This window comes from Acidovorax sp. BLS4 (genome assembly GCF_032929295.1).
In the GTDB taxonomy this organism is placed as follows: domain Bacteria; phylum Pseudomonadota; class Gammaproteobacteria; order Burkholderiales; family Burkholderiaceae_C; genus Paracidovorax.
The window spans coordinates 2,207,837-2,231,701 of the sequence record NZ_CP136797.1 but is presented as its reverse complement, the minus strand read 5'-3'; the positions used below and the strand labels follow the sequence as shown (position 1 = coordinate 2,231,701).

Below are 23,865 nucleotides of genomic sequence, written 5' to 3'. Positions count from 1 at the left end.
CAAGCTATGAACGCGCAAGCAAACCGGGGGTTCACCCTGATAGAACTCATGATCGTGGTGGCAGTGATTGGCATTCTGGCAGCAGTTGCTTATCCTGCTTACAACGACTCCATTCTGAAAGGCCGGCGAGCGCAAGGGCGGGCCGCCTTGGCAGAGCTTCTTCAGCAGCAGGAGCGATACATGACACAAAATAATTGCTACTTGGCATTCAGCAACAGCAGCGGGACTGTTGCTGCCTTAGCCCCCTCTCCATCCACTGCCTGCGGGGGTGTCACGGCCTCCACGGTTCCCTTTAAAACATTTTCTGGCGATGGAGGCTTGTCTGCAGCGGCATACCTCCTGTCTGCCAGTACATGCCCTGCAACTGGCACCGGGACGTTGCCCATTTCACAATGCGTTAGAGTGATCGCGACTCCAGTAAAGTCAGATCCAGTCGTCGGCAATCTGGAATTAATGAGCAATGGCACAAAAAAATGCAGCGGCAACACAAGCAATCCCAGGCTTTGCTGGCCATGAGTAAAACATCAAAATCGCAGAATGGCTTTACCCTGATTGAACTGGTAATAACAATGGCCATTGCTGCAATACTGCTTTTGGTGGCCGTGCCAGGGTTCCAGGCCTTTCAGCGGAATTCTCAGCTATCTTCGCTTGCCAACTCTCTTCTGGTAGCCATCAATACTGCAAAAGCAGAGGCAATGAAGCAAAATGCCAGTGCGTATGTCATTCCAGCCAGTGGTGCCGATTGGGGCACCGGTTGGATCGTTTTCGTTGATAAGGATCGCAGCCAGACCTACAGCGAAAGCGGGGATGGAACTGTCATGAAGCAAGAGGCCCCAGCAAGTTATTTCACCATATCGGGAAACGGTACGGCCACTGGCGCCGATCCTTATTTAACATTTGACAGTTCCGGATTTTCTCGAAAAAAAGATGGAAGTTCTCCAGAAAATCTTACCTTGACCATCAAGCGGAATGATGTATCGACGGCCACTCAAAATGAAGAGATGCGAAGAATCATTATTTCAAAGACAGGCAGAGCACGATCTTGCAAACCATCGACCGACTCAAGCTGTACCGCAACGGCTTCGAACTGACCAACTAACCATCCAGCCCAAAGCACCGGCACATCCATAAAAACCTCACGAGTGAGACATCCCAGTTTGTATATTTCGCGCGGTATTTCAGCACTCGTCGCATTGCTCTTCATTTCAGGTTGTGCCGGTCTGCCAGATAGAGTCGACCGTCCTGTCTCACGAGCAGAGTTACCTGCCAGCAATACAGTCTTGTCCAAGGTGCTGGAGGATCGCCGCCGCGCTGACCAAGCACGCCACGACTCCGGTTTTCTCCTGCTCAGCGGCCCCCAGGAAGCCTATGGCAGCCGCCTCGCCCTGGTGGAGAACGCACAGAAAACACTGGACCTGCAGTACTACGCCATCCATGCGGATGCCAGCAGCGAGCGGTTGCTGCGCGGCATTGCAGCGGCGGCACGGCGCGGGGTGCGCGTGCGCATTCTCCTGGACGACTTTCACAGCACGGGGCGCAATGCCTTGGTCATGGGCATGGCGTTCCAGCCCAATGTGGAAATGCGGATGTTCAACCCGGTCGCTGGGCCGCGTGGTTCGATGCTGGGGCGCTTGTGGGGCTCTGTCACCGATTTTTCCCGGGTGCAGCAACGCATGCACAACAAGCTGTTCATCGCGGACAACGTGATGGGCGTAACGGGCGGGCGCAATCTGGGCGATGCCTATTTCGGCAATGCCGATTCGGGCAATTTCGTGGATCTGGACGTGCTCGCCGTGGGCCCCATCGTCCAGGATCTGTCTCGCAGCTTCGACAGCTACTGGAACAACCAGCGCGCCTACCCCGTGCAGTCGCTCATCACCCAGCAGGAACTGGCAAGGTTGCGCGAACAGACCTCGAAGGCGCCAGCGTCCGAACAGCAGCGACAGGGTGATGGTGACAACAGCAACGCCCCCCCTTCAGGGACGCGCACTGCGGCCTCCGACCGGCGGGATGGGCCCAAGCCGCCGGACGGCGAGCCCCGCCCATCCAGCGATGGACCCACGCAGGCGCAACGTGAGCGCGTCTGGAACGAACAAGCCATGGACCTCGGTGCGGCAGCCTTCGTCTGGGCGCCGGCCGCCATGCTGGCGGACCAACCCGCGAAGATTCCCACCGAAGGCGAGCGCGGCATTCCCGTAGGCGACATGAAGCCAGGGGCAGCCGTCGAGGTGAGCGCATCCGGTTCCCATTCCGACAACAACGCGCCCTCACCCACGACACCGCGGACGCAGGCGCTCCAAGCCTCTGCAGAACATGCAGCGCAAGGAGAAACCGTGGTGGACGGCCTTCTGCAGTTGCTGGCCCAGGCACGGCAGGACCTGCTCATCATTTCGCCTTACTTCGTGCCCGGCGAGGACATGAAGAAGGCGTTTGCCGATGCCGTGGCACGGGGAGTCCGAGTGCGGGTGCTCACCAATTCGCTGGCCTCCAACGATGCGCCGGTTGCCCATGTGGGCTACGCACGGCACCGCGATGAATTGCTGGCCATGGGCGTGCAGCTGTATGAACTGCGCAGCGAGCAGGCAGGCCTCAAGTCGACGTTCGGTTCATCGGGGGCCGCCGCCACGGGCGAGTCCCGGTCGATGCTGCATTCCAAGGTGCTGGTGCTGGACGGCCGGCTGCTGGTGGTGGGTTCGATGAACCTGGATCTGCGCTCCCAGTTGCAGAACACCGAGATTGCCCTGCTGATCCAAAGCCGGGCCCTCTCCCGCATGGCGTCAGAGCAGATCGAAACCGCCATGCGCGAAGGCGCCTGGCGACTGGAGAAGACCGACCAGGGATTGGTTTGGCGAGCCCCCCAGGGCAGCGGCCTCGAAGACGCCACGACGGACCCCGATACTGGTCTGGGACTGCGTTTGCTGCTGAAGCTCCTGGGGCCATTGGCACCGGATCACCTTTTGTAGCGCGAAACAGGCGGCCTGCTTCGCAGGCCCATGCCTCAGGTGCGACCTGACGGAACCGTCTGGTCCGCACTCAGCCGAGGCAGGCCCGCCCTACCCTCAGGGCAAGTTGGTTTCAAGCCGGATCGGGCATCGGCTGCCGGTGCAACCATTGCGTGATGTCTTGTTGATCCGTCATGGTGCGCACCTGTTGGTACGCCGCCTCCCCTTCCGGAAACCGCCGGCGCAGCAGATTGAGCCATTGCTTGAGCCGGCCCGCGCGCTGGCGGGGCTCCAGGTCTTCGCAGACCAGACGCCAGAAATCGGACAGATGCGGCTGCAGCGCCGACCAAGGCAATGCAGGCACGTCGGCGTCGCCTGCGTCCGCCGAGCGGATTGCAAGGGCCAGGCCGGGATCGGCCACCATGCCCCGCCCGAGCATCAGGGCGCTGCATCCCGACACCTCGCGGCAGCGCTGCGCATCGGCCACGGTCCAGATCTCGCCATTGGCCACCACCGGGATGGAGATGGCATCGCGCACAGCGGGGATCTGCTCCCAATAGGCCGGTGGCCGGTAGCCGTCGGCTTTGGTTCGCGCATGCACCACCAATTCGCACGCGCCGCCGGCCTGCATGGCCTGTGCGCATTCGCGGGCCAGGGAGGCATCGTGGTAGCCCAGCCGCATCTTGGCGGACACCGGCAGGTGCGGCGGCACGGCGCGGCGCACCGCCTCGACCACGGCAGCGATGCGCTCCGGCTCCTTGAGCAGCGCCGCACCGCCCCCATGGCGGTTGACCACGTTGGCCGGGCAGCCGAAGTTCAGATCGATCCCCTCGGGTCCCAGTGCCGCCAGGCGCGCCGCGTTCTCGGCCATGCTGACGGGATCGGAGCCCAGCAACTGCGCCCGCACCGGCACGCCCGCCAGCGTCCTGCCGCCATGGCGCAGTTCCGGGAGGTAGCGAAGAAACACCTTGTCGGGCAGCAAGGTGCCGGTGATGCGAATGAACTCCGACACGCAGCGGTCCACCCCACCCACGCGGGTGAGCACGTCGCGCAGCACGAAGTCGAGTAGCCCTTCCATGGGCGCGAGCAGCAAGGTCATGGCAGCGTGAATGGGCCTTTGCGCCACCGGCGCCGAGCGCCCATGGCCGTGAATCCGGAATTTCCGATGAAGGTAACGACAAGGAAAAGGACTGCCTGCAGCCCCACGAACGGCCCGGCGCCCGGAAAAACAAAAAGGGCCCGAAGGGCCCTGGCGAGCAGCCGACCGATGGCCGAAGCCACCGAAGCACGCTATTTTAGAAAGTCCCCTTTGGCAGGTCGATGCTCTTGCCGTTGAGCTTGACCTGGCCGGCTTCCATCTTCACCACGCTGGTGAGATTGTCGCCCTCCTGCCGCAGGAACCCGGCGGCCTGGGCCATACCGATCATGGCGTCCATGTCTTCGCTCTTCATGTCTTTCTTGCCCGCGGCCTCGGCGATGGGCGCAATCCACGCCTTGGGCAAACGCGCGCTGGCATTCAGCATCGAGCCCTTGATCAACGCGGCCTTCCAGCCCGTCTGCGCAACCTCTTCGGCCGAGGGAGCGCGCTGCACTTCGCCACCGTATTCGATCTGTCCCTGCTGGCCTTGGTAGGTGGCCATGAGTTTCATCGAGTAAGCCGGAAGGGCTGCCACCAGGCGGGGAGCGCTCTCTTCCAGCAAAGGCAGAATGCGCTCTTCCGTTTGGGAGGCCGCGCTCGCCAGGCCCTGTGTGCGGTAGGCCTCGATCAGTGCCTGCTGAAAGCGCTTGATCGTTTCCAGGTCGATGCGCTGGAACTTTTCTTCAAAGCCCACCGATTCGAAATTCAGCGGGCCCATGCTGCCCTTGCCGTTGAGCGCAGTGGCGATGCTGATCGTGGCGCCATTGCTTTCGATCGTGGACGACCCGGCCACTTCTTTCAGAGAGAACAGGGACGTTGCCGCGCCGCCTGCGGCCGGGGTGCTGCTGGCGTCCATCTCCGCGAGCCGCACCGTGCCGGTGCCGGGCCCGAAAAGCCACATGCCTTCGATCACCTCGTTTTCAAACGTGCCGTCCATGCCCTTCATGGCCATGGTGATGCGGGCCGCCGGCCTGGCCTCTTCGTCGTCCTCGTCCGGGGTACCGCCGGGCACGCCAACCATCGCGAATTCGGGCCACTGGAAGCTGCCTTTGACGTGCTTGCGGTCCCCGCTGAGGGTCATGTCGGTGACCATGGCTTGCCAACGCAACGTCATCTCCTCGTTGCCGACTTCACCCGCGGGCAACTGGAAATGGAGGTCGTGCCGGCCCGTCAGGTGGTGCACGGTGGTCAGGGTGGGAGCGGTCACCTTGGCCAGGTCCTTGGTGGCCTGCGCGTCCAACCCCTCCAGCGCAAAGCGCGAATCCACCACGGCGGCCGCCAGGCGGCGGCCCGCCAGCGGGCCATGGTGCACGGTGCTGTTCACGGCCAGGCGCAACGGCGGCGATGGCGGCACATTGGCCTCCACCTGCTCGGCCGTGCGGGGCGGGGTCCACTGCAGCACCAGCTTGGCCTGCGATGAGAAGAAGCCCTTGTGGTATTCCTCGGAAACGATGGCCTCCGGGCCCAGGGCCTGGCGCAGATCGACCAGCGCCTCCTGGTAGCTCGACTGGGCCCGTTGGCCCAGATACCAGGTCGCGCCACTATAGGCCACGACAGCCAGCGCCACGGCGGCGCCTGCAATTGTTTTCTTGTTCATTGGGTGTTCCGTCAGCATGCTTCTCCCCCCTGGGCGAAGCCCGCGAGAATACCACCGGCCTTCGCGGCAAGTTCCGCACCCGGCATCAGAACCGTGGGAATTGGCCGCACGCAGCCGCGTGGCCCTGCTGGCGTCATCGCCACGTCACGGGAGTGCGGTGCAATCAGGCTCCCGCCTGATCTTTGCCCCTTCCATGCTGCTCCTGAGAACCGACAAGGCCCGCCTGGAACTGTCCCCCGGCGTGCGAACACTGAGCCTGCGAGAACGCTCCCTGCTGCTGCTGGCCGATGGCCGGCCGATGAAGGACCTGCAGGCCATGTACAACGGCATCGGCGCCCAGATCGTCGAGCAACTGATGCGCCAGGGTTACCTGGCCAGCCCCAACACAACGCCCGCGCCTTCCACTGCGCCGACCGCCACGAACGAAGCCCCGGCACCGTCGAACGCCCTGCGTTCGCTGGCCGGCGCCCGCATGTACCTGTTCGACATTTGCGAGCGCATGTTCGCGCGGCGCAATGCCGACCTGGCCCGCAATTTCCATGAAGCGCTGCGCGGTGCGCGCGACCGCGACAGCATGCTGGACGTGAGCGAGGCGCTGCTGGACGAAATCACCTTGCTGGCTGGCCCCGAACGCGCTGCCGCCGTGCGCGAGCGCATGGAGCAACTGCTGCCGGTGTGAAGAGGAAACCGGTGGCGCTTGGCGCAGTACCTACAGCGCAGCCAGCCGCCAGAGCGAGGTGCGCTCGGCCGAACGTGCGGCATGCAGCGGATCGGTAGCGTCCGCGGCTTTGGGATGGCGGGGCTGCACCTCGTGCCGATCGACCACCCGCAGGCCTGCGCCGGCCACCCAGTCGAGCAGTTGGTCACGCGAGCGCAAGCCCAGGTGCTCCGCCAGATCGGACAGGATCAGCCATCCTTCGCCGGCCGGCGCCAGGTGCGCCTTGAGGCCCGACAGAAAGCCGCGCAGCATGCGGCTGTCTTCGTCATAGACCGCATGCTCGATGGACGAGCTGGCACGCCCCGGCAGCCAGGGCGGGTTGCACACCACCAGCGGCGCCTGGCCCTCGGGAAAGAGATCGGCCTGCACCACCTCGACCTGGGCCGACAGGCCCAGCCGATGGACGTTGTCGCGGGCGCAGGCCAAAGCGCGGGGGTCCTGGTCGGTGGCCACGACGCGGTGCACGCCGCGCCGGGCCAGCACCGCCGCGAGCACGCCCGTTCCGGTGCCGATGTCGAAGGCCAGATCCCTGGCCGGTAGCGGCGCCTGGGCCACCAGGTCCACATACTCCCCGCGCACGGGCGAGAACACGCCGTAGTGCGGATGGATGCGGCGCGGGGCCTGGGGCGTGCCCAGGGCGGGAATCTCCACACCCTTCTTTCGCCACTCGTGTGCCCCGACCAGCCCCAGCATTTCGCGCAGCGACACCACGCAGGCGGTGCCGTCGGCCGGCCCCCAGGCCTCGGCGAATGCCTCTCGCCAATCGGGCGCACGGCGCAACGCGATGGTGCGGTCCCCCTCCACGGGCACGAGCAGCATGCCCAGCGTGCGCGCACGTTGCGCCTGGGCCTGCCGGTGCAGATGGAAGGCCTGCGCAGGGATCGTGCTCTCGGCTGCAGAGCCACCGGCCTGGGCCTTGCGGCCGGCCTTGGCCCCTTTGGCCTTGGGCTTCTTGTCCGCGCGGCGCATGAGCGCCTGGAGCAGGTGCCGCGCGTTCTGGAAATCGCCGCGCCACAACAGGCCCGTGCCCTCGCACGCCAGCCGATAGGCGGTGTCGGCCGCGAGCGTGTCGTCGGCCAGCACCACGCGCCGGGGCGCCGCAGCGTTGCTCTCGCTGCGCCAGGGCGCTGAGCGCTCCTCGCCGTGCTCGGTCCAGTGGATCATGAAGGGTGTGCGAAAAGGAAAGTCAGGGGAGGCTGCAGATCAGTTCAAGGGGCGCTTGAGGCGCACTTCCTCGATCTTCACACCGCCGACGACAGCGGTCTTGGCCGTGGACATTTCGCGCTTGAAGCCGGCCAGTTCATGGAAGCGCAGCGCGCGCTCGTTGCGCAGCGGCACCCAGGCGGTGACGTTGGTGCAGCCCTCTTCCTGCAGGCCGTCGCGTGCGGCGTCCCAAAGGGCCACGCCCACGCCCTGGCTCCAGTGGGTGGGGGCGGCGTAGATGGCCCAGATTTCACCGGTGGTGGGGCGCGATTTTTCATCGCGCGAGCGGTCGAAGCCGACGAAGCCGACGATCTTGTCGCCGTCCACGGCCACCTGGACCTGGGGCTCGCAGTACTCGATGGCCTCGCGCCAGTAGGCTTGGCGCTTCTCGACCGAAGAGAGGGATTTCAATTGGTCGTCAGGCAACAAGCCACGGTATACCTCGGCTGCGGAGACGGTATGGATCTGTGCAATGGCTTTGGCATCGCGAAGCGTGGCGGGACGGACCTGGATACTGGACATGGAAAAAACGGGACGAAAACAGGGGATGAAAAAACGAAAGGAGCGGCATTGTCGCCGCAAATGGTTTTTCCACTCCAGCCCCCGGCTGTCCCGGGCCCTGTGCGAGGGCCCCGTGGCGGCTAAAGCCAGCGGCGCAGCAGGCCCATGACGCGGTCGAAACGCGCGCCATACGGCGGGTAGAGCGCCGAGCCCATGGACCAGCGCGATTGCACCAGCACCGACTTCTGGTGGCAAAAGCGCAGAAAGCCCGCCTCGCCGTGGTAGGCGCCCCAGCCACTGTCGCCGACCCCGCCGAACGGCAGGTTGTCGTGCGTGATGTGCATGAGCGTGTCGTTCACCGTGACGCCGCCGCTCACCGTGCGGCGCAGCACATCGTCGCGCACGGCTTCGTTGCGGCCGAACCAGTACAGCGCCAGCGGCCGCGGCCCGGCGTTGATGTGCGCGATGGCGTCGTCCAGCCGCTCGTAGCCCAGCACGGGCAGCACGGGGCCGAAGATCTCTTCCTGCATCACCTGCATGTTCAGGCTGGCGTTGAAGACCAGCACCGGCGGCATCTGCCGCCCCACCCCGTCGCCGATGCCCTGCGCGGGCGGTGGCGGGGAACCGGGCACGGGTTCGAGCACCTGCACGTCGGCGCCTTGCGTCTGCGCCTGCTGCAGCATGGTGCGCAGGCGCGCCAGCTGCCGGGGGTTGATGACGGAGGCGTAGTCGGGGTTGCCCTCGAAATACGGAAAGAGCCGTGCCACGGCGGCGCGGTAGGCCTCGCCGAACGCGGCTTCGCGCCCGCGCGGCAGCAGCACATAGTCCGGGGCGATGCAGGTCTGGCCCGCGTTCAGCAGCTTGCCGTGCGCGATCTTGAGCGCGGCGTCCTGCAGGTCGCAGTCCGCATCGAGGATGCACGGGGACTTGCCCCCGAGCTCCAGCGTAGTGGGTGTCAGGTGCACGGCGGCGGCCTGCGCCACCTTGCGCCCCACCGCCGTGGAGCCGGTGAACACAAGGTGATCGAACGGCAGCGAGGCGACCAGCGCCGCCACGGCGGCATCGCCCTGCACCACGCAGAACTCGTCGGGCGAAAAGAACTGCGAAACCAGCGAGGCCAGTTGCGCAGAGGTGTGGGGCGTGAGTTCGCTGGGCTTGAGCATCACCCGGTTGCCTGCCGCGAGGGCGCCGATGGCCGGCGCCAGCGCCAGCTGCACGGGATAGTTCCATGGTGCGATCACACCCACCACGCCGAGCGGCTGCCGCTGCACCCAGGCATGCGCCGGCTGCAGGAACATCGGGGTGAAGACCTTGCGGGGCTTGGCCCAGCGGGCCAGGTGCCGCAGCGTGTGCGACAGCTGCGCGCGCAGCACGAACAGATCGGCCACCTCGGTCAGGCGCGGCGATCGCATGCCGAAATCGGCCTGCACCGCCGCCGCGAGCACCGGGCCGTGTTCGTCCAGCATCTTGCGCACCCGCAGCAGGCGTTCTCGGCGCACCAGCAGGGGCACGTCGGCATGGTCCCGGCTGGCACGCCTCTGGATTTCGAACTGGTGGCGGATATCGGCAGGGGTCATTGCACGCATCATAGGCAGCGCCCTTGCAACCGCCTGTAAATCCAGGTCTCCAAGTGCCTCATTCAGAAAAATAAGCGGGGAAACGCTTGCCCGATGGCCGCTGGCCCAGGCCGAGCCGGGCGCGGTGCGATCCCGGGCGCGGCCCGGCACCGGTGTCCCAACACAGAGGCAGGCGAGCGGGCCACCGCTCTGCCGCGCCGCCGGCTCAGGACACGTCGCGCGCCTGCACGTCGGTCACCTCACGCGCGCCGGGCAGTTCGCGCGAGCGCACCGCCGGCTCGGCGGGGCCGTCCGCCACCGGGCGGCCGCCCGGGGCAGCGGACCAGCGCGCCGTGCTGCGGTACACCGTGCTCCAGCCGGTGCGCGGGTCCATGCGCATGGCCCAGGGCGTTACGGGGCGGCCGGTCACTCGCGCCCACAGGGCACGGGCGCCCCAGACCACCGCCAGCAAAGCGGCCACGGTCAGCAGGCTCAGGAAAAAGACCACGCCGACGGCCACCACAGCCAGACGCACTATCCACCGGATCACCCCGGCTGCAAAATCGTTCAAACCACGTCCTTTCCTGAGAAGGCCCGGCTCAACCCTGTATCAGGGCCTCGCCGAAGCGGAAAACGCCCGGATCGAGCACCGGGTCCACATCGACCGGAATCACGCTCTTGGGCGCGAAACGGCCTTCCAGCAGCAGCTTGGACAGCGGATTTTCCAGCCGCTGCTGGATCGCCCGCTTGAGCGGCCGCGCACCGAACACGGGATCGAATCCCACCTTGGCCAGCTCGGCCAAGGCCGTGTCGGACACCTGCAGGTGCAGGTCCATTTTCGCCAAACGCGCTTCGAGCAACTGCAACTGGATGCGTGCAATCGCTTCGATGTTCTTCGCATCCAGCGCGTGGAACACCACCGTCTCATCGATACGGTTCAGGAATTCGGGTCGGAAATGGTTCTTGAGTTCCCCCCACACCGCTTCCTTGATGTCGTCCGAGTCCTGCCCCACCATGGCCTGGATGAGGTGCGAGCCGATGTTGCTGGTCATCACGATCACCGTGTTCTTGAAGTCCACGGTGCGGCCCTGGCCATCGGTCAGGCGGCCATCGTCCAGCACCTGCAGCAGCACGTTGAACACGTCGGGGTGGGCCTTTTCCACCTCGTCGAGCAGCAGCACGCTGTAGGGCTTGCGGCGCACGGCCTCGGTGAGGTAGCCGCCTTCTTCATAGCCCACGTAGCCGGGCGGCGCGCCGATCAGGCGGGCCACCGAATGCTTTTCCATGAACTCGCTCATGTCGATGCGGATCAGGTGGTCTTCGCTGTCGAACAAAAAGCCCGCCAGCGCCTTGCACAGCTCGGTCTTGCCCACGCCCGTGGGGCCCAGGAACAGGAACGAGCCCGTGGGCCGGTTGGGGTCGGACAGGCCCGAGCGCGAGCGGCGGATGGCGTTGGCGACCGCGGCAATGGCCTCGTCCTGGCCCACCACGCGCTCGTGCAGTTTGTCTTCCATCTGCAAGAGCTTGTCCTTCTCGCCCTGCATCATCTTGGCCACGGGGATGCCGGTGGCGCGGCTCACCACCTCCGCGATCTCCTCGGCGCCCACCTGGGTGCGCAGCAGGCGCGGGGCGCTGCCTGCGCCGTCCTTGCCGGCTTCCTTGGCCTGCGCTTCCTTGAGCTGCTTTTCCAGGTCGGGCAGCTTGCCGTACTGCAGCTCGGCCACCTTGTTGAAGTCGCCCTTGCGTGTGAACTCCTCGATCTGGAACTTGAGCTTGTCGATGGCCTCGCGCACGTGCGCGCTGCCCTGGGCCTGGGCCTTTTCGGACTGCCAGATCTCGTCGTAGTCGGCGATTTCCTTTTGCAGCCTGGCGATCTCTTCCTCGATCAGCGCGAAGCGCTTTTGCGAGGATTCGTCCTTCTCGCGGCGCACGGCCTCGCGCTCGATCTGCAGCTGGATCAGCCGCCGGTCGAGCCGGTCCATGACCTCGGGCTTGGAGTCCATCTCGATCTTGATCTTGGACGCGGCCTCGTCGATGAGGTCGATGGCCTTGTCGGGCAGGAAGCGGTCGGTGATGTAGCGGTGCGACAGCTCGGCCGCGGCCACGATGGCCGGGTCGGTGATGTCCACGCCATGGTGCACCTCGTACTTTTCCTGCAGGCCGCGCAGGATGGCGATGGTGGCCTCGACCGTGGGCTCGCCCACGAGGATCTTCTGGAAGCGCCGCTCCAGGGCCGCATCCTTTTCGATGTACTTGCGGTATTCGTCGAGCGTGGTCGCGCCCACGCAGTGCAGCTCGCCGCGCGCCAGCGCCGGCTTGAGCATGTTGCCCGCATCCATGGCGCCTTCGCCCTTGCCGGCGCCGACCATGGTGTGCAGCTCGTCGATGAAGACGATGGTCTGGCCCTCGTCCTTGGCCAGCTCGTTCAGCACGCTCTTCAGGCGCTCCTCGAACTCGCCGCGGTACTTGGCGCCGGCCAGCAGGGCCGCCATGTCCAGCGACAGCACGCGCTTGCCCTTGAGCGATTCCGGCACCTCGCCGGCCACGATGCGCTGGGCCAGGCCTTCCACGATGGCGGTCTTGCCCACGCCGGGCTCGCCGATCAGCACGGGGTTGTTCTTGGTGCGGCGCTGCAGCACCTGGATGGCGCGGCGGATCTCGTCGTCGCGGCCGATCACGGGGTCGAGCTTGCCGATGCGGGCGCGCTCGGTCAGGTCCAGGCAGTACTTGGCGAGGGCGCCGCGCTGGCCTTCGGCCTCGGCGCTGTCCACCTTCTGGCCGCCGCGCACAGCGTCGATGGCGGCCTCCAGGCTCTTGCGGGTCAGGCCGTTGTCCTTGGCGATCTGGGCGGCGTCACCCTTGCTGTCCACCAGCGCGAGCAGGAACAGCTCGCTGGCGATGAACTGGTCGCCGCGCTTGATGGCCTCCTTCTCGGTCGCCTGCAGCACGCGGCCCAGCTCGGGGCCGCCCTGCACCTGGTCCTGCCCGTGCACCTGGGGAAGGCGCTTGACCGCGGCCTCGGCCGCGGACAGCAGCCCCGGCACGTTGGCGCCGGCGCGCTGCAGCAGTGCCCGCGGACCGTCTTCCTGGCGCAGCATGGCGACCAGCATGTGCACGGGTTCGATGTAGGCGTTGTCGTTGCCCAGCGCCAGCGACTGCGCGTCGCTCAGGGCTTCCTGGAACTTGGTGGTGAATTTGTCGAGACGCATGGTTGAAATGTCCTCCGAATTGCAACGCAGTTGGGGGAGGTGCAGGCACATTTCAAGCGCGCGCCCCACAGCAAGCCATGCGCCAGATCAAATTCAGGCAGACATCTCAAAAAATGCCAAATGCTCATTTATTGATAGCAAAACGCCCTAGTGGAATATGCGGCGAAGGCCTTTTTTACCCCAAACCCTCATCCGCATTGGGAAGGGCGGCGATGCCCCAGCGCGCCAGCGCGGCGTCGTCGCTCACCCGGGCATCGACCCAGCGCGCGCCCTGGGGCGTGACCTCCTTCTTCCAGAACGGCGCCTGGGTCTTGAGGTAGTCCATCAGGAACTCGCAGGCCTGAAAGCCCTGGCCCCGGTGGGCCGAGGTCACCGCCACCAGCACGATCTGGTCCTGCGGCTGCAGCAGCCCCACGCGGTGCACCACCCGGGCGCCGAACAGCTCGAAGCGGCGCAGTGCCTCGTCCACCATGGCTTCGATGGACTTCTCGGTCATGCCGGGGTAATGTTCCAGCTCCATCGATGCGACGGCGTCGCCGGCATTGTGATCACGCACGGTGCCCACGAAGCAGCACACCGCGCCCACCCGCGGATCGCCGGCGCGCAGGGCCGCCAGTTCGGCGGACACGTCGAAGTCGGCCGCCTGGACGGCCACGCGGGGCGGGGCAATGGGATGTGGAGCGGAAACGGGGTTCATGGCCGCTGCGAAAGGGGTCTGGCGCCGGTGCGGCTCATGGCGAGCGGTGCAGGCGCGGGGCGGAGAGCAGGCCGCGCTCTTCCTCGATGATCTGGTCGAGCTGGCGCCGTGCGGGGGACGCCGGCACGCGCGCCAGCATGGCCTGCAGCCGCACCACGTCGTTCACCGACGGCGCGACCTTCACCTGCGCGATGGCGGCCTGGGTGTTGCCGCCCTGGATGAGGGCGAAGACCTTGCCGGCCCACTCGTCTTTGTCTCTCGAATTGCGTGCCATGCGGCGGTGTCCTTGTGCGTGCGTTCGCAAACCGCGATTGTCATGGAAACCGCCGGGCCGCTGGCGCCGGCCGGGAAAAGAGCGCCTTTGCTAAAGTGGCCGGCTTGCCAGGCATGCCGCCGCGCCCGCCTCTTGCGCCTCGCACCGCTGCCACTCCCCCTTCGCTCTCCTTTCCGCATGGCCACCCAGACCGTCACCACCGACCGCTACAAGCTCTTTCCGTCACCGCGCAACCAGCACCGCGTGGTGTTCGAGCACGAGGTCTTCCAGCCCCACCCCTACGCGCTGATCGACCTGCCCAGCTACGACCTGCGGGGCCGCTACAGCCTGTTCGCCGCCCACCGCCTGGCGGACGGCAAGATGGGCCAGCTCGCCACGTTCGAGCTGGCCGAGGATGCCGAGCGGTTCGCGCGCCTGTTCACGCCCGACTGAGCCGCATCCGCCATGCACGACGAGAACCAGATCCACGTCCCGCCCTCGTTCCTGGCGGTGTACAGCGATGCCCGCCAGCGCCTGTCCGAGCCGGTCGCCGTGGTCCGCGAGCGCTACGAGCTGTGCGAAGACCTGGCCAGCCATCTGGTGGAGCAGGCGCAGACGCTCTACCACGTGCAGGCCCCGTCGGAGGCCGAGATCCTGCTGCGCATCCACGCCGGGCTGGCCACGCCCGGCTCCGGCGTGGCGCCACCCGAGGCGCGCTGGATCACGCTGCGCCTGGCCGAACTGCTGAACTGGCGCTGCCCGGAACTGCCGCCCCATTCGGACGAGGTTCCGCAGGGCGACGCCCCTGCGCCCTAGCCCCGCCACCCAGCGCGAGGTCACCGCCAGCGGCGCGACGGAGGGCCTGTACCGGCGCACCCTGGCTATACTGCCCTCCATGCCTTCGCACACCCCCTCGCCTTCGCGGACCCTCCGGTCCGTGGCGGCGTGCGCAGGCAAAGCCAAAAAACCCCAGCTCATCTGACCGGAGCTGCGGTTCCGTCCGGATGAGCGACGGAACCGCGCGGCAGGCACCCTCTCCCCTTTTTTCTTTTTGAACGCCTGCCGCTTTGCCGGTCGGCGCACGCATCCCTGGACGGCTCCCTCGGTCGTTGCCTGAAAGGATGTTCCCGTGCGTTCACATTCCACCCACTCCCATGCCACCACCCGCCCTGCCACCCCGCGGGCCCGTGGCGATTTCTCCGGCCTCTGGATTCCCCTGGTCACCCCGTTTCGCCACGGCGCCGTGGACCATGAGGCCCTGAAGGGCCTCGTGCAGCGGCTGCGCCGCACGGGCATCGCGGGGTTCGTGGCCTGCGGCTCCACCGCCGAAGCCGGGGCGCTGGACATGCCGGAGCAGGACGCCGTGCTGGCCACGGTGCTCGCGCACGCGGGCGGCCTGCCGGTGGTGATGGGCGTGTCGGGCTGCCACATGGGCCAAGTGCTGGCACGGGTGCGCAATCTGGCCCCGCAGCCGCTGGCCGGGCTGCTGGTGCCGGCGCCGCATTCCATCCGGCCGTCGCAGGCCGGGCTGCAGCAGTGGTTCGGGGCGATCGCCGATGCCAGTGCGGTCCCGCTCATCGTCTACGACATTCCCTACCGCACCGGCGCCACGCTCGACCTGGCCACCTTGCGCGGCCTGGCGGCGCACCCGAATCTCCGCGCCGTGAAGGACTGCGGCGGCAGCCCGGCGAAGACGCAGGCGCTGATCGCAGACGGCGCGCTGCAAATGCTGGCGGGCGAGGACGCCCAGGCCTTCACCACCGTCGCGCTCGGGGGCGCCGGGGCCATCGCCGCGAGCGCGCACTGGCAGACGGCCGAATGGGTGGCCTGCCTGGACGCCGTCGCGGCCGGGGACCTGGTGCAGGCACGCGGGCTCTGGCAGGGGATCGTTCCGTGGGTGGAGCGTTTCTTCGCCGAGCCCAACCCCGCCCCCATCAAGGCCCTGCTGGCCGCGCGGGGCGAGATGGCGGACGAGTTGCGCGCGCCGATGACGTCGGCCTCGCCCGCACTGGTACAGCGGCTGCAAGAGGCCCTGGCGGCCCTGCCGCGCGGCGAGCCGGCCGCCATCGCACCCCAGGGCGCCTAAGAGCCTGCGGGAGACGGGCCTCGGGCCGCCGCCATCAAGGCGGCGGCACCCCTTCGGCCCGTGCCGTCGGGGGTTCGGATTCGCCGGGGCCGCCGGGCGCGGCAGGCGTGCCCTGGTGGAAGCACATTTGCCACCCGCGCGCAGACCGCTCCCACACCGAAGTGCGCAGCGTCCACCGCTCCAGGGTTCCGTCGTCCAACCGCTGCGCCGATCGGTACGTGAGCAGCGCGGCGAACTCACCGAGACGCCGGACCTCGAAGCGGTCCGCGACCACCACGGCATGCTGCGCCTGGGCCGGCAGTTGCGAGAGGACGTCCGCCTTGGTGTAGACCGCGCCGGAGCGGCCGAACTCGCGGAAGTCGTCGTGCAGCAGTGCGTCCAGCCGGGCGGCGTCCTGGCGCGCGGCCGGCCGGTGCAACTCCACCTCCAGGGCCTGCAGCAACGGCAAAAGGGGCGCGTCGGAAGCAGGCATCGAAAAGGGGCGCGTCAGGCCACGGGCGCGCCGGCCTTCAGCCGCCCGTGACGGGCGGAAAGAACGCCACTTCCGCCCCATCAGCCAGCGCCGCGGATTCGTCGCTCAGCGTCTGGTCGAGCGCCATGCGCACCGCGCGGCCGCGGCCCAGGCTGTGCGCCCAGGGCCCGCCGCGCGCGATCAGTTCGTCGCGCAGCGCGCCCAGCGTGGCCGCCTGCGTGGCCAGGCGTTCGCTGCCCTGCCCCACGGCCTCGCGGATCGCGGCGAAGTAGCGCACGGTGACGGTGCGGCTCATGACTGCAGCTCCGCCCAGGGAATGAAGCGCACGGTATCGCCCCGCGCGATGGTCTGGCCGGCCGGGGTGTCCACCACGCCGTCGCCCCAGGCGACCGACGTGAGCACGCCCGATCCCTGGTGGGGAAACAGGTCCAGCCCGCCCGCCGCATTGCGCCGCACGCGCAGGAACTCGCGGCGCCGGTCCGCGCGCGGCCAGTCGAAGTCGGCCGTGGCCGCCACGCTCTGCGGAGCGACGGCCTGCACGCCTTGCAGCCGCAGCAGGAACGGGCGCACCAGCAGCGCGAAGGTCATGAAGCTCGATACCGGGTTGCCCGGCAGCCCCATGAAGTGCGCCGCGCCGATGCGGCCATGGGCGAAGGGCTTGCCGGGCTTCATGGCGATCTGCCACAGGTCCAGCCGGCCCAGGGCCTCGACGGCGGGCTTGACGTGGTCTTCCTCGCCCACCGACACGCCGCCGCTGGTCAGGATCAGGTCGTGCTCCAGGCTGGCGCCACGCAGCGCCTCCAGCGTGGCCTCGCGCCGGTCCGGCACGATGCCCAGGTCGGTCACCGCGCAGCCCAGGCGGCGCAGCAGCCCCCGCAGGAAGAACCGGTTGCTGTTGTAGATGGCGCCGGGCGGCATGCGGGCCGGGTCCACCTCGCCGGGCATGACGAGTTCGTCGCCGGTCGAAAACAGCGCCACGCGCGGGCGCCGCGCCACGGTGAGCCGCGCCAGGCCGATGCTCGCGGCCAGCCCCAGCGCGGCCGGCGTGAGCCGCGTGCCCGCGGCCAGCACGTCGGCCCCGAGCGCGATGTCCTCGCCCGCGCGGCGAATCCACTGGTCGGCGGCGGGCACGGCATCGATCTGCACGCGGTCGCCCTCCAGCGCCTGGCAGTCTTCCTGCATCACGATCGCATCGGCCCCGGGCGGCACCGGCGCGCCCGTGAAGATGCGCGCCGCCGTGCCGGCGGCCAGCGGCAGGCCCGCGCTGCCGGCCGCGATGCGCTGCGACACGGGCAGTTGCGCCCCCGCAGCGGCCAGGTCGGCCCGGCGCACGGCATAGCCGTCCATGGCGCTGTTGTCATGGGGCGGCACCTGCAGCGGCGAGACGGCCGCCACGGCCAGCACGCGGCCATCGGCATCGAACGTGTCCACCGTGTCGGTGCCGGCCAGCGGCACGGCATGGGCCAGCAGGTCGGCCAGCGCCTCGTCCAGGGGCTTCATCGGGGGGCGGGCGGCAGCGGGCATTCAGCGGACTCCAGGCGGTGGCGGAACATAGTGAAAGCGTGGACCCTGGGCGATCAGCCAGTCGGCCAGGGCATCGACCGGGCCGGCCCAGCCATCGAAGACAGGCAGCCCGGTGGGCACGGGCAGGCGGGCGGGGGCATCGGTCACCACGGCGACGACGAACGGGTCCTGCGGATAGCGCACGCTGCGCTCGGTGTCATCGGGCGACGGCGAGCGCCACACCTCCACCTTGGGCAGATCGCATTCCTTGAAGCCCTCCACCAGGGCCCAGTCCACCCGGTCGTCCAGCTCGGCCAGCAGGCCGTGCACGTCGGGCTCGGTGGGCTGGGCGAACTCGCGCATCAGCACCATCCGTCGGTCCGAAGCCGCCACCACCTCGAACGCCCCGGCCTCGCGGTGGCGCCAGGTGTCCTTGCCGGGGTGATCGACGTCGAACCGGTGGTGCGCGTGCTTGACCACCGACACGCGCTGCCCGCGCTGGCCCAGCGCCGGAATGAGCCGCTCGATCAGCGTGGTCTTGCCGCTGCCCGAGAACCCGGCAAAGCCCACCACCTTCATTGCGACCTCCTGGGATTTGCTATTAATTCAATAGCAAAAGGGACAATAAGCACTAGGGCATCGGCCCGATTCGGCACAAAACCCGCCTGGAAGAACTCAGGCGCAGTGGCGGCTGATGTAGGCCTTGACCAGCACCACGTCGGCCGGCATGACCTGCACGCGCTTGGGCAGCGCCTCGATGCCCTCGAACTTGGCCGGCCGCTCGGGCGGTTGGCCCAGCGCCTCGACGATGGTCTCGGCGAACTTGATCGGCAGCGCGGTTTCCAGTACCAGCATCGGCACGCCGGGACGGATGTGCTCGCGCGCCACCTTCACGCCGTCGGCGGTGTGGGTGTCGATCGTCACGCCGAAACGCTGGAACGTGTCGCGGATGGTCGCGATGCGGTCTGCGTGCGTGCTCTTGCCGCTCACGAAGCCGTAGCGCCCCGCCGCTTCGGCGAAGGCTGGATCGCCGCTCAGGTCGAACGCGCCGTCCCGGGCCAGGGCCTCACCGAACAGCGCCTGCGTGCGGGCGCCGTCGCGGCCGAGCAGGTCGAACACGAAGCGCTCGAAGTTGCTCGCCTTGCTGATGTCCATGGACGGGCTGGAGGTCTCGTGCGTGTCGGCGCTGCCGCGCACGCGGTACACGCCCGTGCGGAAGAACTCGTCCAGCACGTCGTTCTCGTTCGTCGCCACCACCAGCTGGTCGATCGGCAGGCCCATCATGCGCGCCACGTGGCCCGCGCAGACGTTGCCGAAGTTGCCCGACGGCACGGTGAAGCTCACCTTCTGGTCGTTGGTGTCGGTGGCCTGCACGTAGCCGGCGAAGTAGTACACCACCTGCGCCAGCAGGCGCGCCCAGTTGATCGAATTGACCGTGCCGATCTTGTACTGGCGCTTGAAGGCCAGGTCGTTGCTCACGGCCTTGACGATGTCCTGGCAATCGTCGAACACGCCCTCGATGGCGAGGTTGTGGATGTTCTCGTCCTGCAGGCTGAACATCTGCGCCTGCTGGAACGCGCTCATGCGGCCGTGCGGGCTGGTCATGAACACGCGCACGCCCTGCTTGCCCTTCATGGCGTATTCGGCGGCGCTGCCGGTGTCGCCGCTGGTCGCGCCCAGGATGTTGAGCGTCTCACCGCGGCGCGCCAGTTCGTATTCGAACAGGTTGCCCAGCAGCTGCATCGCCATGTCCTTGAAGGCCAGCGTGGGGCCGTTGGACAGGGCTTCGAGCCACAGGCTGTTTTCCAGGTGGCGCAGCGGCACGATCTCGCCGGTGCCGAACACCTCGGCCGTGTACGTCTTCTCGCACAGGCGCTTGAGATCCGCCGCGGGAATGTCGTCGATGTAGAGCGACAGGATCTGGAAGGCCAGCTCCGCGTAGCCCTGCTCGTGGTAGGCACGGCGCAGGCGGGTGAGCGCCGCGTCGTCGATCTGCGGGTAGCGCTCGGGCAGGTACAGGCCGCCATCGGGCGCCAGGCCCTCCAGCAGGATGTCGCAGAAATGCTTGCGGTCGGCGTGGCCGCGGGTCGAGACGTACAGCATCAGTTCAGCTCCTCCTTGCGGATGCGCGTGATGGGGCCCAGCACCGTGGGCAGCGCCTGCATCTGCGCGATGGCGTCGTTCATCGTGCCCTCGCGCGTGTCGTGCGTGAGGATGATGAGGTCGGTCTGCGTGGACCCCTCGCCGCCCACCTCGTCGGCTTCGCGCTGCAGCACCGCGTCGATGCTGATGCCGGCCTTGGCGAGCAGGCCCGTGACCTTGGCCAGCACGCCGGCCTCGTCGGCCACGCGCAGGCGCAGGTAGTAGCTGGTGACCACCTCGCTCATGGGCAGCACGGGCAGCGTGCCCATGGCCTGGTCGAGCGTGTGCGACTGGAAGGCCAGGTGCGGCACGCGGTGCTCGGGGTCGGCCGAGGCCAGGCGGGCGATGTCCACCAGGTCGGCGATCACGGCGCTGGCCGTGGGCTCGCTGCCGGCGCCCTTGCCGTAGTAGAGCGTGGTGCCCACGGCATCGCCCTGCACCACCACGGCGTTCATGGCGCCTTCCACGTTGGCGATCAGGCGCTTGGCGGGCACGAGCGTGGGGTGCACGCGCAGCTCCACGCCGTCGGTCTGGCCGGAGGCCGCGCCCGCGCCGGAGCGGCGCTTGGCGATGCCCAGCAGCTTGATGCGGTAGCCCAGTTGCTCGGCGTAGCGGATGTCGGCCGCGCCGAGCTTGGTGATGCCTTCCACATAGGCCTTGTCGAACTGCACCGGGATACCGAAGGCGATGGCCGACATGATGGTGGCCTTGTGCGCGGCGTCCACGCCCTCGATGTCGAAGGTCGGGTCGGCCTCGGCATAGCCCAGTCGCTGCGCCTCTTTCAGCACCACGTCGAAATCCAGGCCCTTGTCGCGCATCTCGGACAGGATGAAGTTGGTGGTGCCGTTGATGATGCCGGCGATCCACTGGATGCGGTTGGCGGTGAGCCCTTCGCGCAGCGCCTTGATGATCGGGATGCCCCCGGCCACGGCGGCCTCGAAGGCCACCATCACGCCCTTGGCCGACGCGGCCGCGAAGATCTCGGTGCCGTGCACGGCCAGCAGCGCCTTGTTGGCGGTGACCACGTGCTTGCCGGCGGCGATGGCCTCCAGCACCAGGGCCTTGGCGATGCCGTAGCCGCCGATCAGCTCGACCACGATGTCGATGTCGGGGTTGGCGATGACGGCGCGCGCATCGCTCACCACCTGGGCGGTGTCGCCCACGACGGTCCTGGCGCGGGCCGCGTCGAGGTCGGCCACCATGGCGATCTCGATGCCACGGCCGGCGCGGCGGCGGATTTCCTCCTGGTTGCGTTGCAGCACGTTGAAGACGCCGCTGCCGACGGTGCCAATGCCCAGCAGGCCCACTTGGATCGGTTTCATGATCGAATTACCAGTCAAATTGCACTGCAGCGCTAGTTGAATATGCGCTGACAGCTATGAAAATAGGAGTAAAAAATCAGGCGGTGCCATGCTGCTGCCGGTACCGGGCGAGGAAATCCGCCAGGCGGCCGATGGCCACGCGCAGGTCGTCCTCGTGCGGCAGGAACACGATGCGGAAGTGCTGTTGGTCGGGGTAATTGAAGCCCGAGCCCTGCACCAGCATCACGCGCGTGGCGCGCAACACCTCCATGAAGAATTGGCGGTCGTCGGCGATGGGGTACATCGCGGGGTCCAGGCGGGGGAACATGTAGAGCGCCGCCTTGGGTTTCACGCAGCTCACGCCCGGGATCGCCGAGATGAGTTCATAGGCCAGGTCGCGCTGGCGCCGCAGGCGCCCGCCTTCCCGGACCAGGTCGTTGATGCTCTGGTAGCCGCCCAGCGCCGTCTGGATGGCCCATTGGCCGGGCACGTTGGAGCCCAGCTTGATGTTGGCGAGCATGTTGATGCCCTCGATGTAATCGCGGGCCACTTCCTTGTTGCCCGAGATCACCATCCAGCCTGCGCGGTAGCCGCACGAGCGGTAGGCCTTGGAGAGCGAGTTGAAGGTCAGCGTGAGCACGTCGGTGGACAGGCTGGCCAGCGCCGTGTGCGTGACGCCGTCGTACAGCACCTTGTCGTACACCTCGTCGGCCAGCAGCACCAGGCCGTGCTCGCGGGCGATCTGCACCAGGGCCTTGAGCAGCTCGTCGGAGTACATCGCGCCCGTGGGGTTGTTGGGGTTGATGACCACCAGCCCCTTGGTGCGCGGCGTGATCTTGGCGCGGATGTCGTCCAGGTTAGGCATCCAGCCGTTGGCCTCGTCGCACAGGTAGTGCACGGGCTTGCCGCCCGACAGGCTGGCGACGGCGGTCCACAGGGGGTAGTCGGGCGCGGGCACCAGCAGTTCGTCGCCGTCGTCGAGCAGCGCGTTGGTGGCCATGCCGATCAGGTCGCTCGCGCCGTTGCCCAGGTAGATGTCGTCGAGCGTCACGCCCGCCACGCCCTGCTGCTGGCTGTAGTGCATCACCGCCTTGCGCGCGCCGAAGATGCCCTTGCTGTCCGAGTAGCCTGCCGAGTTGGGCAGGTTGCGGATCATGTCCTGCTGGATTTCCTCGGGGGCGTCGAATCCGAACGGCGCGAGGTTGCCGATGTTCAGCTTGATGATCTTCTGCCCCTCGTCCTCCATCTGCTTGGCCGCGTCCACGATCGGGCCCCGGACATCGTAGAGAACGTTATTGAGCTTCGCGGATTTGTGGATGGTCTTCATGCGCTGGCGAAAAAAGGACGGGAGCCGGACACGGGGGGACTCAGAGACCCGCCAGGAGGCATTGCCTCTGTGGCGAAACCTATAATTTGACCACAGTTCCCGCAGCGCCCCGGGGCCTTTGGCCCCTTGCAGCGCCCCCTTTTCCCGAACGGGCTCCCCGCCCCCAACGCATGAAATTCCAGCCCGACCGCTCCGAAACGCAGACCATCAGCGCCTACGGCCCCGGCTGGATCGGCGTGGACGGCGAAAAGCTCACGACGAGCGTGATCCTCGGCTCGCGCGGGCTGCGCCAGGCGTGGGACTGCACGCGCTTCGAAGACCTCACGCCGGCGCACTTCGCACAACTGGCCGGGCTCGATGCGGAACTCATCCTTTTCGGCAGCGGCACGCGCAACCGCTTTCCGCCGCCCGCCTGGCTGCAGCCGCTGATGGCCAAGCGCATGGGGCTGGAGACCATGGACACCCCGGCGGCCTGCCGCACCTACAACATCCTGGCGGGCGAGGGGCGCAACGTGGTCGCCGCCCTGCTGCTGGAGCCTTGACCGCCAGTTGTGTACTTTGGTTACAGACTGCAGGGCCTGAAAGAGTGCGAAAGAGTCCGTTTCAAGGTAAAATCTCCGGTTGCGGTCGGGGGCCCTCCAAGAGCAATAACACACACCGCTCCCCCGGCTTTTCAACGACTTTCATCCTGAGAGATTGAGTGCCATGGCGATCGTTGTCAACAAACCCCTACCTGAATTTGAAGCCAACGCGACCGGGGGGATCAAGGTCTCCAATACCTCGCATCTTGGCCAGGTTCTGATTCTGTACTTCTATCCCAAGGACAACACCCCTGGCTGCACCACCGAAGCCATGCAGTTCCGCGACAAGTACAAAGATTTCGTCAAGGCCGGCGCAGCCGTCTTCGGCGTGTCGCGCGACAACATGAAGTCGCACGACGACTTCAAGGAAAAGCTCGAACTCCCGTTCGAACTGATTGCCGACACCGAAGAAAAAATGTGCCACATGTTCGGCGTGGTCAAGAACAAGATCATGTACGGCAAGAAGGTCAAGGGCATCGAACGCAGCACGTTCCTCGTCGGCCCCGACGGCATCCTCGCCCACGAATGGCGCGGCCTCAAGGTGCCGGGCCATGTGGACGAAGTGCTCAAGGCCGTGAAGTCCATCAAGGCCCTCAAGAAAGCTGCCTGAAGCCGGCTGCGGCAGGCTGCCGCGGCCCG

25 protein-coding genes are annotated in these 23,865 nt (G+C 67.2%); 9 read left to right on the top strand and 16 right to left on the bottom strand.

From position 1 onward, the window contains the following. Positions 1–6: 6 nt before the first annotated feature. The 3 genes from R1Z03_RS10365 to R1Z03_RS10355 all read left to right on the top strand — a co-directional run bounded on the left by R1Z03_RS10365 (position 7) and on the right by R1Z03_RS10355 (position 2,963). Positions 7–516 carry a type IV pilin protein gene (locus R1Z03_RS10365; protein WP_284405977.1) on the top strand — a complete coding sequence of 170 codons (510 nt, stop codon included), beginning with the start codon at positions 7–9 and terminating at the stop codon, positions 514–516. Then, complete coding sequence (locus R1Z03_RS10360; RefSeq protein ID WP_284405976.1) at positions 513–1,091, top strand: GspH/FimT family pseudopilin; 579 nt, start codon at positions 513–515, stop codon at positions 1,089–1,091. The genes R1Z03_RS10365 and R1Z03_RS10360 overlap by 4 nt, the downstream gene beginning before the upstream one ends. A gap of 66 nt (positions 1,092–1,157) precedes the next feature. Continuing rightward, positions 1,158–2,963, top strand: a complete 1,806-nt coding sequence (locus R1Z03_RS10355; protein ID WP_317359343.1) for a phospholipase D family protein — start codon at positions 1,158–1,160, stop codon at positions 2,961–2,963. A gap of 112 nt (positions 2,964–3,075) precedes the next feature. On the opposite strand, the gene R1Z03_RS10350 is transcribed toward R1Z03_RS10355, so the two are convergent. Continuing rightward, positions 3,076–4,041: a tRNA-dihydrouridine synthase gene (locus tag R1Z03_RS10350; RefSeq protein ID WP_317359341.1), complete on the bottom strand. Its 966-nt coding sequence runs from the start codon at positions 4,039–4,041 to the stop codon at positions 3,076–3,078. Positions 4,042–4,237: 196 nt separating this feature from the next. Then, a complete protein-coding gene (locus tag R1Z03_RS10345) occupies positions 4,238–5,677 on the bottom strand; it encodes a YdgA family protein (RefSeq protein ID WP_317359339.1) in 1,440 nt (479 codons plus the stop codon). 193 nt (positions 5,678–5,870) lie between these two features. Between R1Z03_RS10345 and R1Z03_RS10340 the strand changes: the two genes are divergently transcribed. Next, positions 5,871–6,356, top strand: coding sequence for a hypothetical protein (locus tag R1Z03_RS10340; RefSeq protein ID WP_317359337.1), 486 nt, complete (start codon positions 5,871–5,873; stop codon positions 6,354–6,356). Between the two features lie 30 nt (positions 6,357–6,386). On the opposite strand, the gene R1Z03_RS10335 is transcribed toward R1Z03_RS10340, so the two are convergent. The 7 genes from R1Z03_RS10335 to R1Z03_RS10305 form a co-directional block, all read right to left on the bottom strand. After that, positions 6,387–7,559, bottom strand: coding sequence for a class I SAM-dependent methyltransferase (locus R1Z03_RS10335; protein ID WP_317359335.1), 1,173 nt, complete (start codon positions 7,557–7,559; stop codon positions 6,387–6,389). 39 nt (positions 7,560–7,598) lie between these two features. Further along, the gene (locus tag R1Z03_RS10330) at positions 7,599–8,120 is read right to left on the bottom strand and encodes a GNAT family N-acetyltransferase (protein ID WP_092744242.1); all 522 of its coding nucleotides are present in this window, start codon (positions 8,118–8,120) and stop codon (positions 7,599–7,601) included. 119 nt (positions 8,121–8,239) lie between these two features. Next, the gene (locus tag R1Z03_RS10325; protein ID WP_284395718.1) at positions 8,240–9,676 is read right to left on the bottom strand and encodes a coniferyl aldehyde dehydrogenase; all 1,437 of its coding nucleotides are present in this window, start codon (positions 9,674–9,676) and stop codon (positions 8,240–8,242) included. A gap of 205 nt (positions 9,677–9,881) precedes the next feature. Then, positions 9,882–10,226: a hypothetical protein gene (locus tag R1Z03_RS10320; RefSeq protein ID WP_284424261.1), complete on the bottom strand. Its 345-nt coding sequence runs from the start codon at positions 10,224–10,226 to the stop codon at positions 9,882–9,884. Between the two features lie 28 nt (positions 10,227–10,254). After that, on the bottom strand, positions 10,255–12,864 hold the full coding sequence (gene clpB, locus R1Z03_RS10315; RefSeq protein ID WP_284424262.1) for an ATP-dependent chaperone ClpB: 2,610 nt from the start codon (positions 12,862–12,864) through the stop codon (positions 10,255–10,257). A gap of 175 nt (positions 12,865–13,039) precedes the next feature. After that, on the bottom strand, positions 13,040–13,561 hold the full coding sequence (moaE, locus tag R1Z03_RS10310) for a molybdopterin synthase catalytic subunit MoaE (RefSeq protein ID WP_317359329.1): 522 nt from the start codon (positions 13,559–13,561) through the stop codon (positions 13,040–13,042). A 34-nt stretch (positions 13,562–13,595) separates the two neighbouring features. Next, complete coding sequence (locus R1Z03_RS10305) at positions 13,596–13,835, bottom strand: hypothetical protein (RefSeq protein ID WP_272567946.1); 240 nt, start codon at positions 13,833–13,835, stop codon at positions 13,596–13,598. Positions 13,836–14,012: 177 nt separating this feature from the next. Between R1Z03_RS10305 and R1Z03_RS10300 the strand changes: the two genes are divergently transcribed. The 3 genes from R1Z03_RS10300 to R1Z03_RS10290 all read left to right on the top strand — a co-directional run bounded on the left by R1Z03_RS10300 (position 14,013) and on the right by R1Z03_RS10290 (position 15,900). Then, positions 14,013–14,267 carry a hypothetical protein gene (locus R1Z03_RS10300; RefSeq protein ID WP_272567945.1) on the top strand — a complete coding sequence of 85 codons (255 nt, stop codon included), beginning with the start codon at positions 14,013–14,015 and terminating at the stop codon, positions 14,265–14,267. A gap of 12 nt (positions 14,268–14,279) precedes the next feature. Then, on the top strand, positions 14,280–14,630 hold the full coding sequence (locus tag R1Z03_RS10295; protein WP_317359326.1) for a hypothetical protein: 351 nt from the start codon (positions 14,280–14,282) through the stop codon (positions 14,628–14,630). A gap of 313 nt (positions 14,631–14,943) precedes the next feature. Continuing rightward, a complete protein-coding gene (locus tag R1Z03_RS10290) occupies positions 14,944–15,900 on the top strand; it encodes a dihydrodipicolinate synthase family protein (RefSeq protein ID WP_372588251.1) in 957 nt (318 codons plus the stop codon). A gap of 34 nt (positions 15,901–15,934) precedes the next feature. Here the strand turns inward: R1Z03_RS10290 and R1Z03_RS10285 are convergent, their stop codons facing one another. From R1Z03_RS10285 to R1Z03_RS10255, 7 genes are all read right to left on the bottom strand, one after another. Then, a complete protein-coding gene (locus R1Z03_RS10285) occupies positions 15,935–16,372 on the bottom strand; it encodes a nuclear transport factor 2 family protein (protein WP_317359324.1) in 438 nt (145 codons plus the stop codon). 37 nt (positions 16,373–16,409) lie between these two features. Further along, the gene (moaD, locus tag R1Z03_RS10280; protein WP_272551613.1) at positions 16,410–16,667 is read right to left on the bottom strand and encodes a molybdopterin converting factor subunit 1; all 258 of its coding nucleotides are present in this window, start codon (positions 16,665–16,667) and stop codon (positions 16,410–16,412) included. Next, positions 16,664–17,896, bottom strand: coding sequence for a gephyrin-like molybdotransferase Glp (gene glp / locus R1Z03_RS10275; RefSeq protein WP_317359321.1), 1,233 nt, complete (start codon positions 17,894–17,896; stop codon positions 16,664–16,666). The genes moaD and glp overlap by 4 nt, the downstream gene beginning before the upstream one ends. Then, complete coding sequence (mobB, locus tag R1Z03_RS10270; protein ID WP_317359318.1) at positions 17,897–18,454, bottom strand: molybdopterin-guanine dinucleotide biosynthesis protein B; 558 nt, start codon at positions 18,452–18,454, stop codon at positions 17,897–17,899. Positions 18,455–18,550: 96 nt separating this feature from the next. Beyond that, the gene (gene thrC / locus R1Z03_RS10265) at positions 18,551–19,978 is read right to left on the bottom strand and encodes a threonine synthase (RefSeq protein ID WP_272567933.1); all 1,428 of its coding nucleotides are present in this window, start codon (positions 19,976–19,978) and stop codon (positions 18,551–18,553) included. Further along, positions 19,978–21,339, bottom strand: a complete 1,362-nt coding sequence (locus R1Z03_RS10260; RefSeq protein ID WP_317359315.1) for a homoserine dehydrogenase — start codon at positions 21,337–21,339, stop codon at positions 19,978–19,980. The genes thrC and R1Z03_RS10260 overlap by 1 nt, the downstream gene beginning before the upstream one ends. A 76-nt stretch (positions 21,340–21,415) precedes the next feature. Beyond that, positions 21,416–22,645 (bottom strand): pyridoxal phosphate-dependent aminotransferase, encoded by a 1,230-nt coding sequence (locus R1Z03_RS10255; RefSeq protein ID WP_284424270.1) that lies wholly within the window; start codon positions 22,643–22,645, stop codon positions 21,416–21,418. Between the two features lie 170 nt (positions 22,646–22,815). Here R1Z03_RS10255 and R1Z03_RS10250 point away from each other — a divergent pair, with 170 nt between their 5' ends. Together R1Z03_RS10250 and R1Z03_RS10245 are read left to right on the top strand one after the other, a co-directional pair. Continuing rightward, the gene (locus R1Z03_RS10250; protein ID WP_284395750.1) at positions 22,816–23,187 is read left to right on the top strand and encodes an Mth938-like domain-containing protein; all 372 of its coding nucleotides are present in this window, start codon (positions 22,816–22,818) and stop codon (positions 23,185–23,187) included. A gap of 163 nt (positions 23,188–23,350) precedes the next feature. Continuing rightward, on the top strand, positions 23,351–23,836 hold the full coding sequence (locus R1Z03_RS10245; RefSeq protein WP_272551605.1) for a peroxiredoxin: 486 nt from the start codon (positions 23,351–23,353) through the stop codon (positions 23,834–23,836). Positions 23,837–23,865 lie beyond the last annotated feature (29 nt).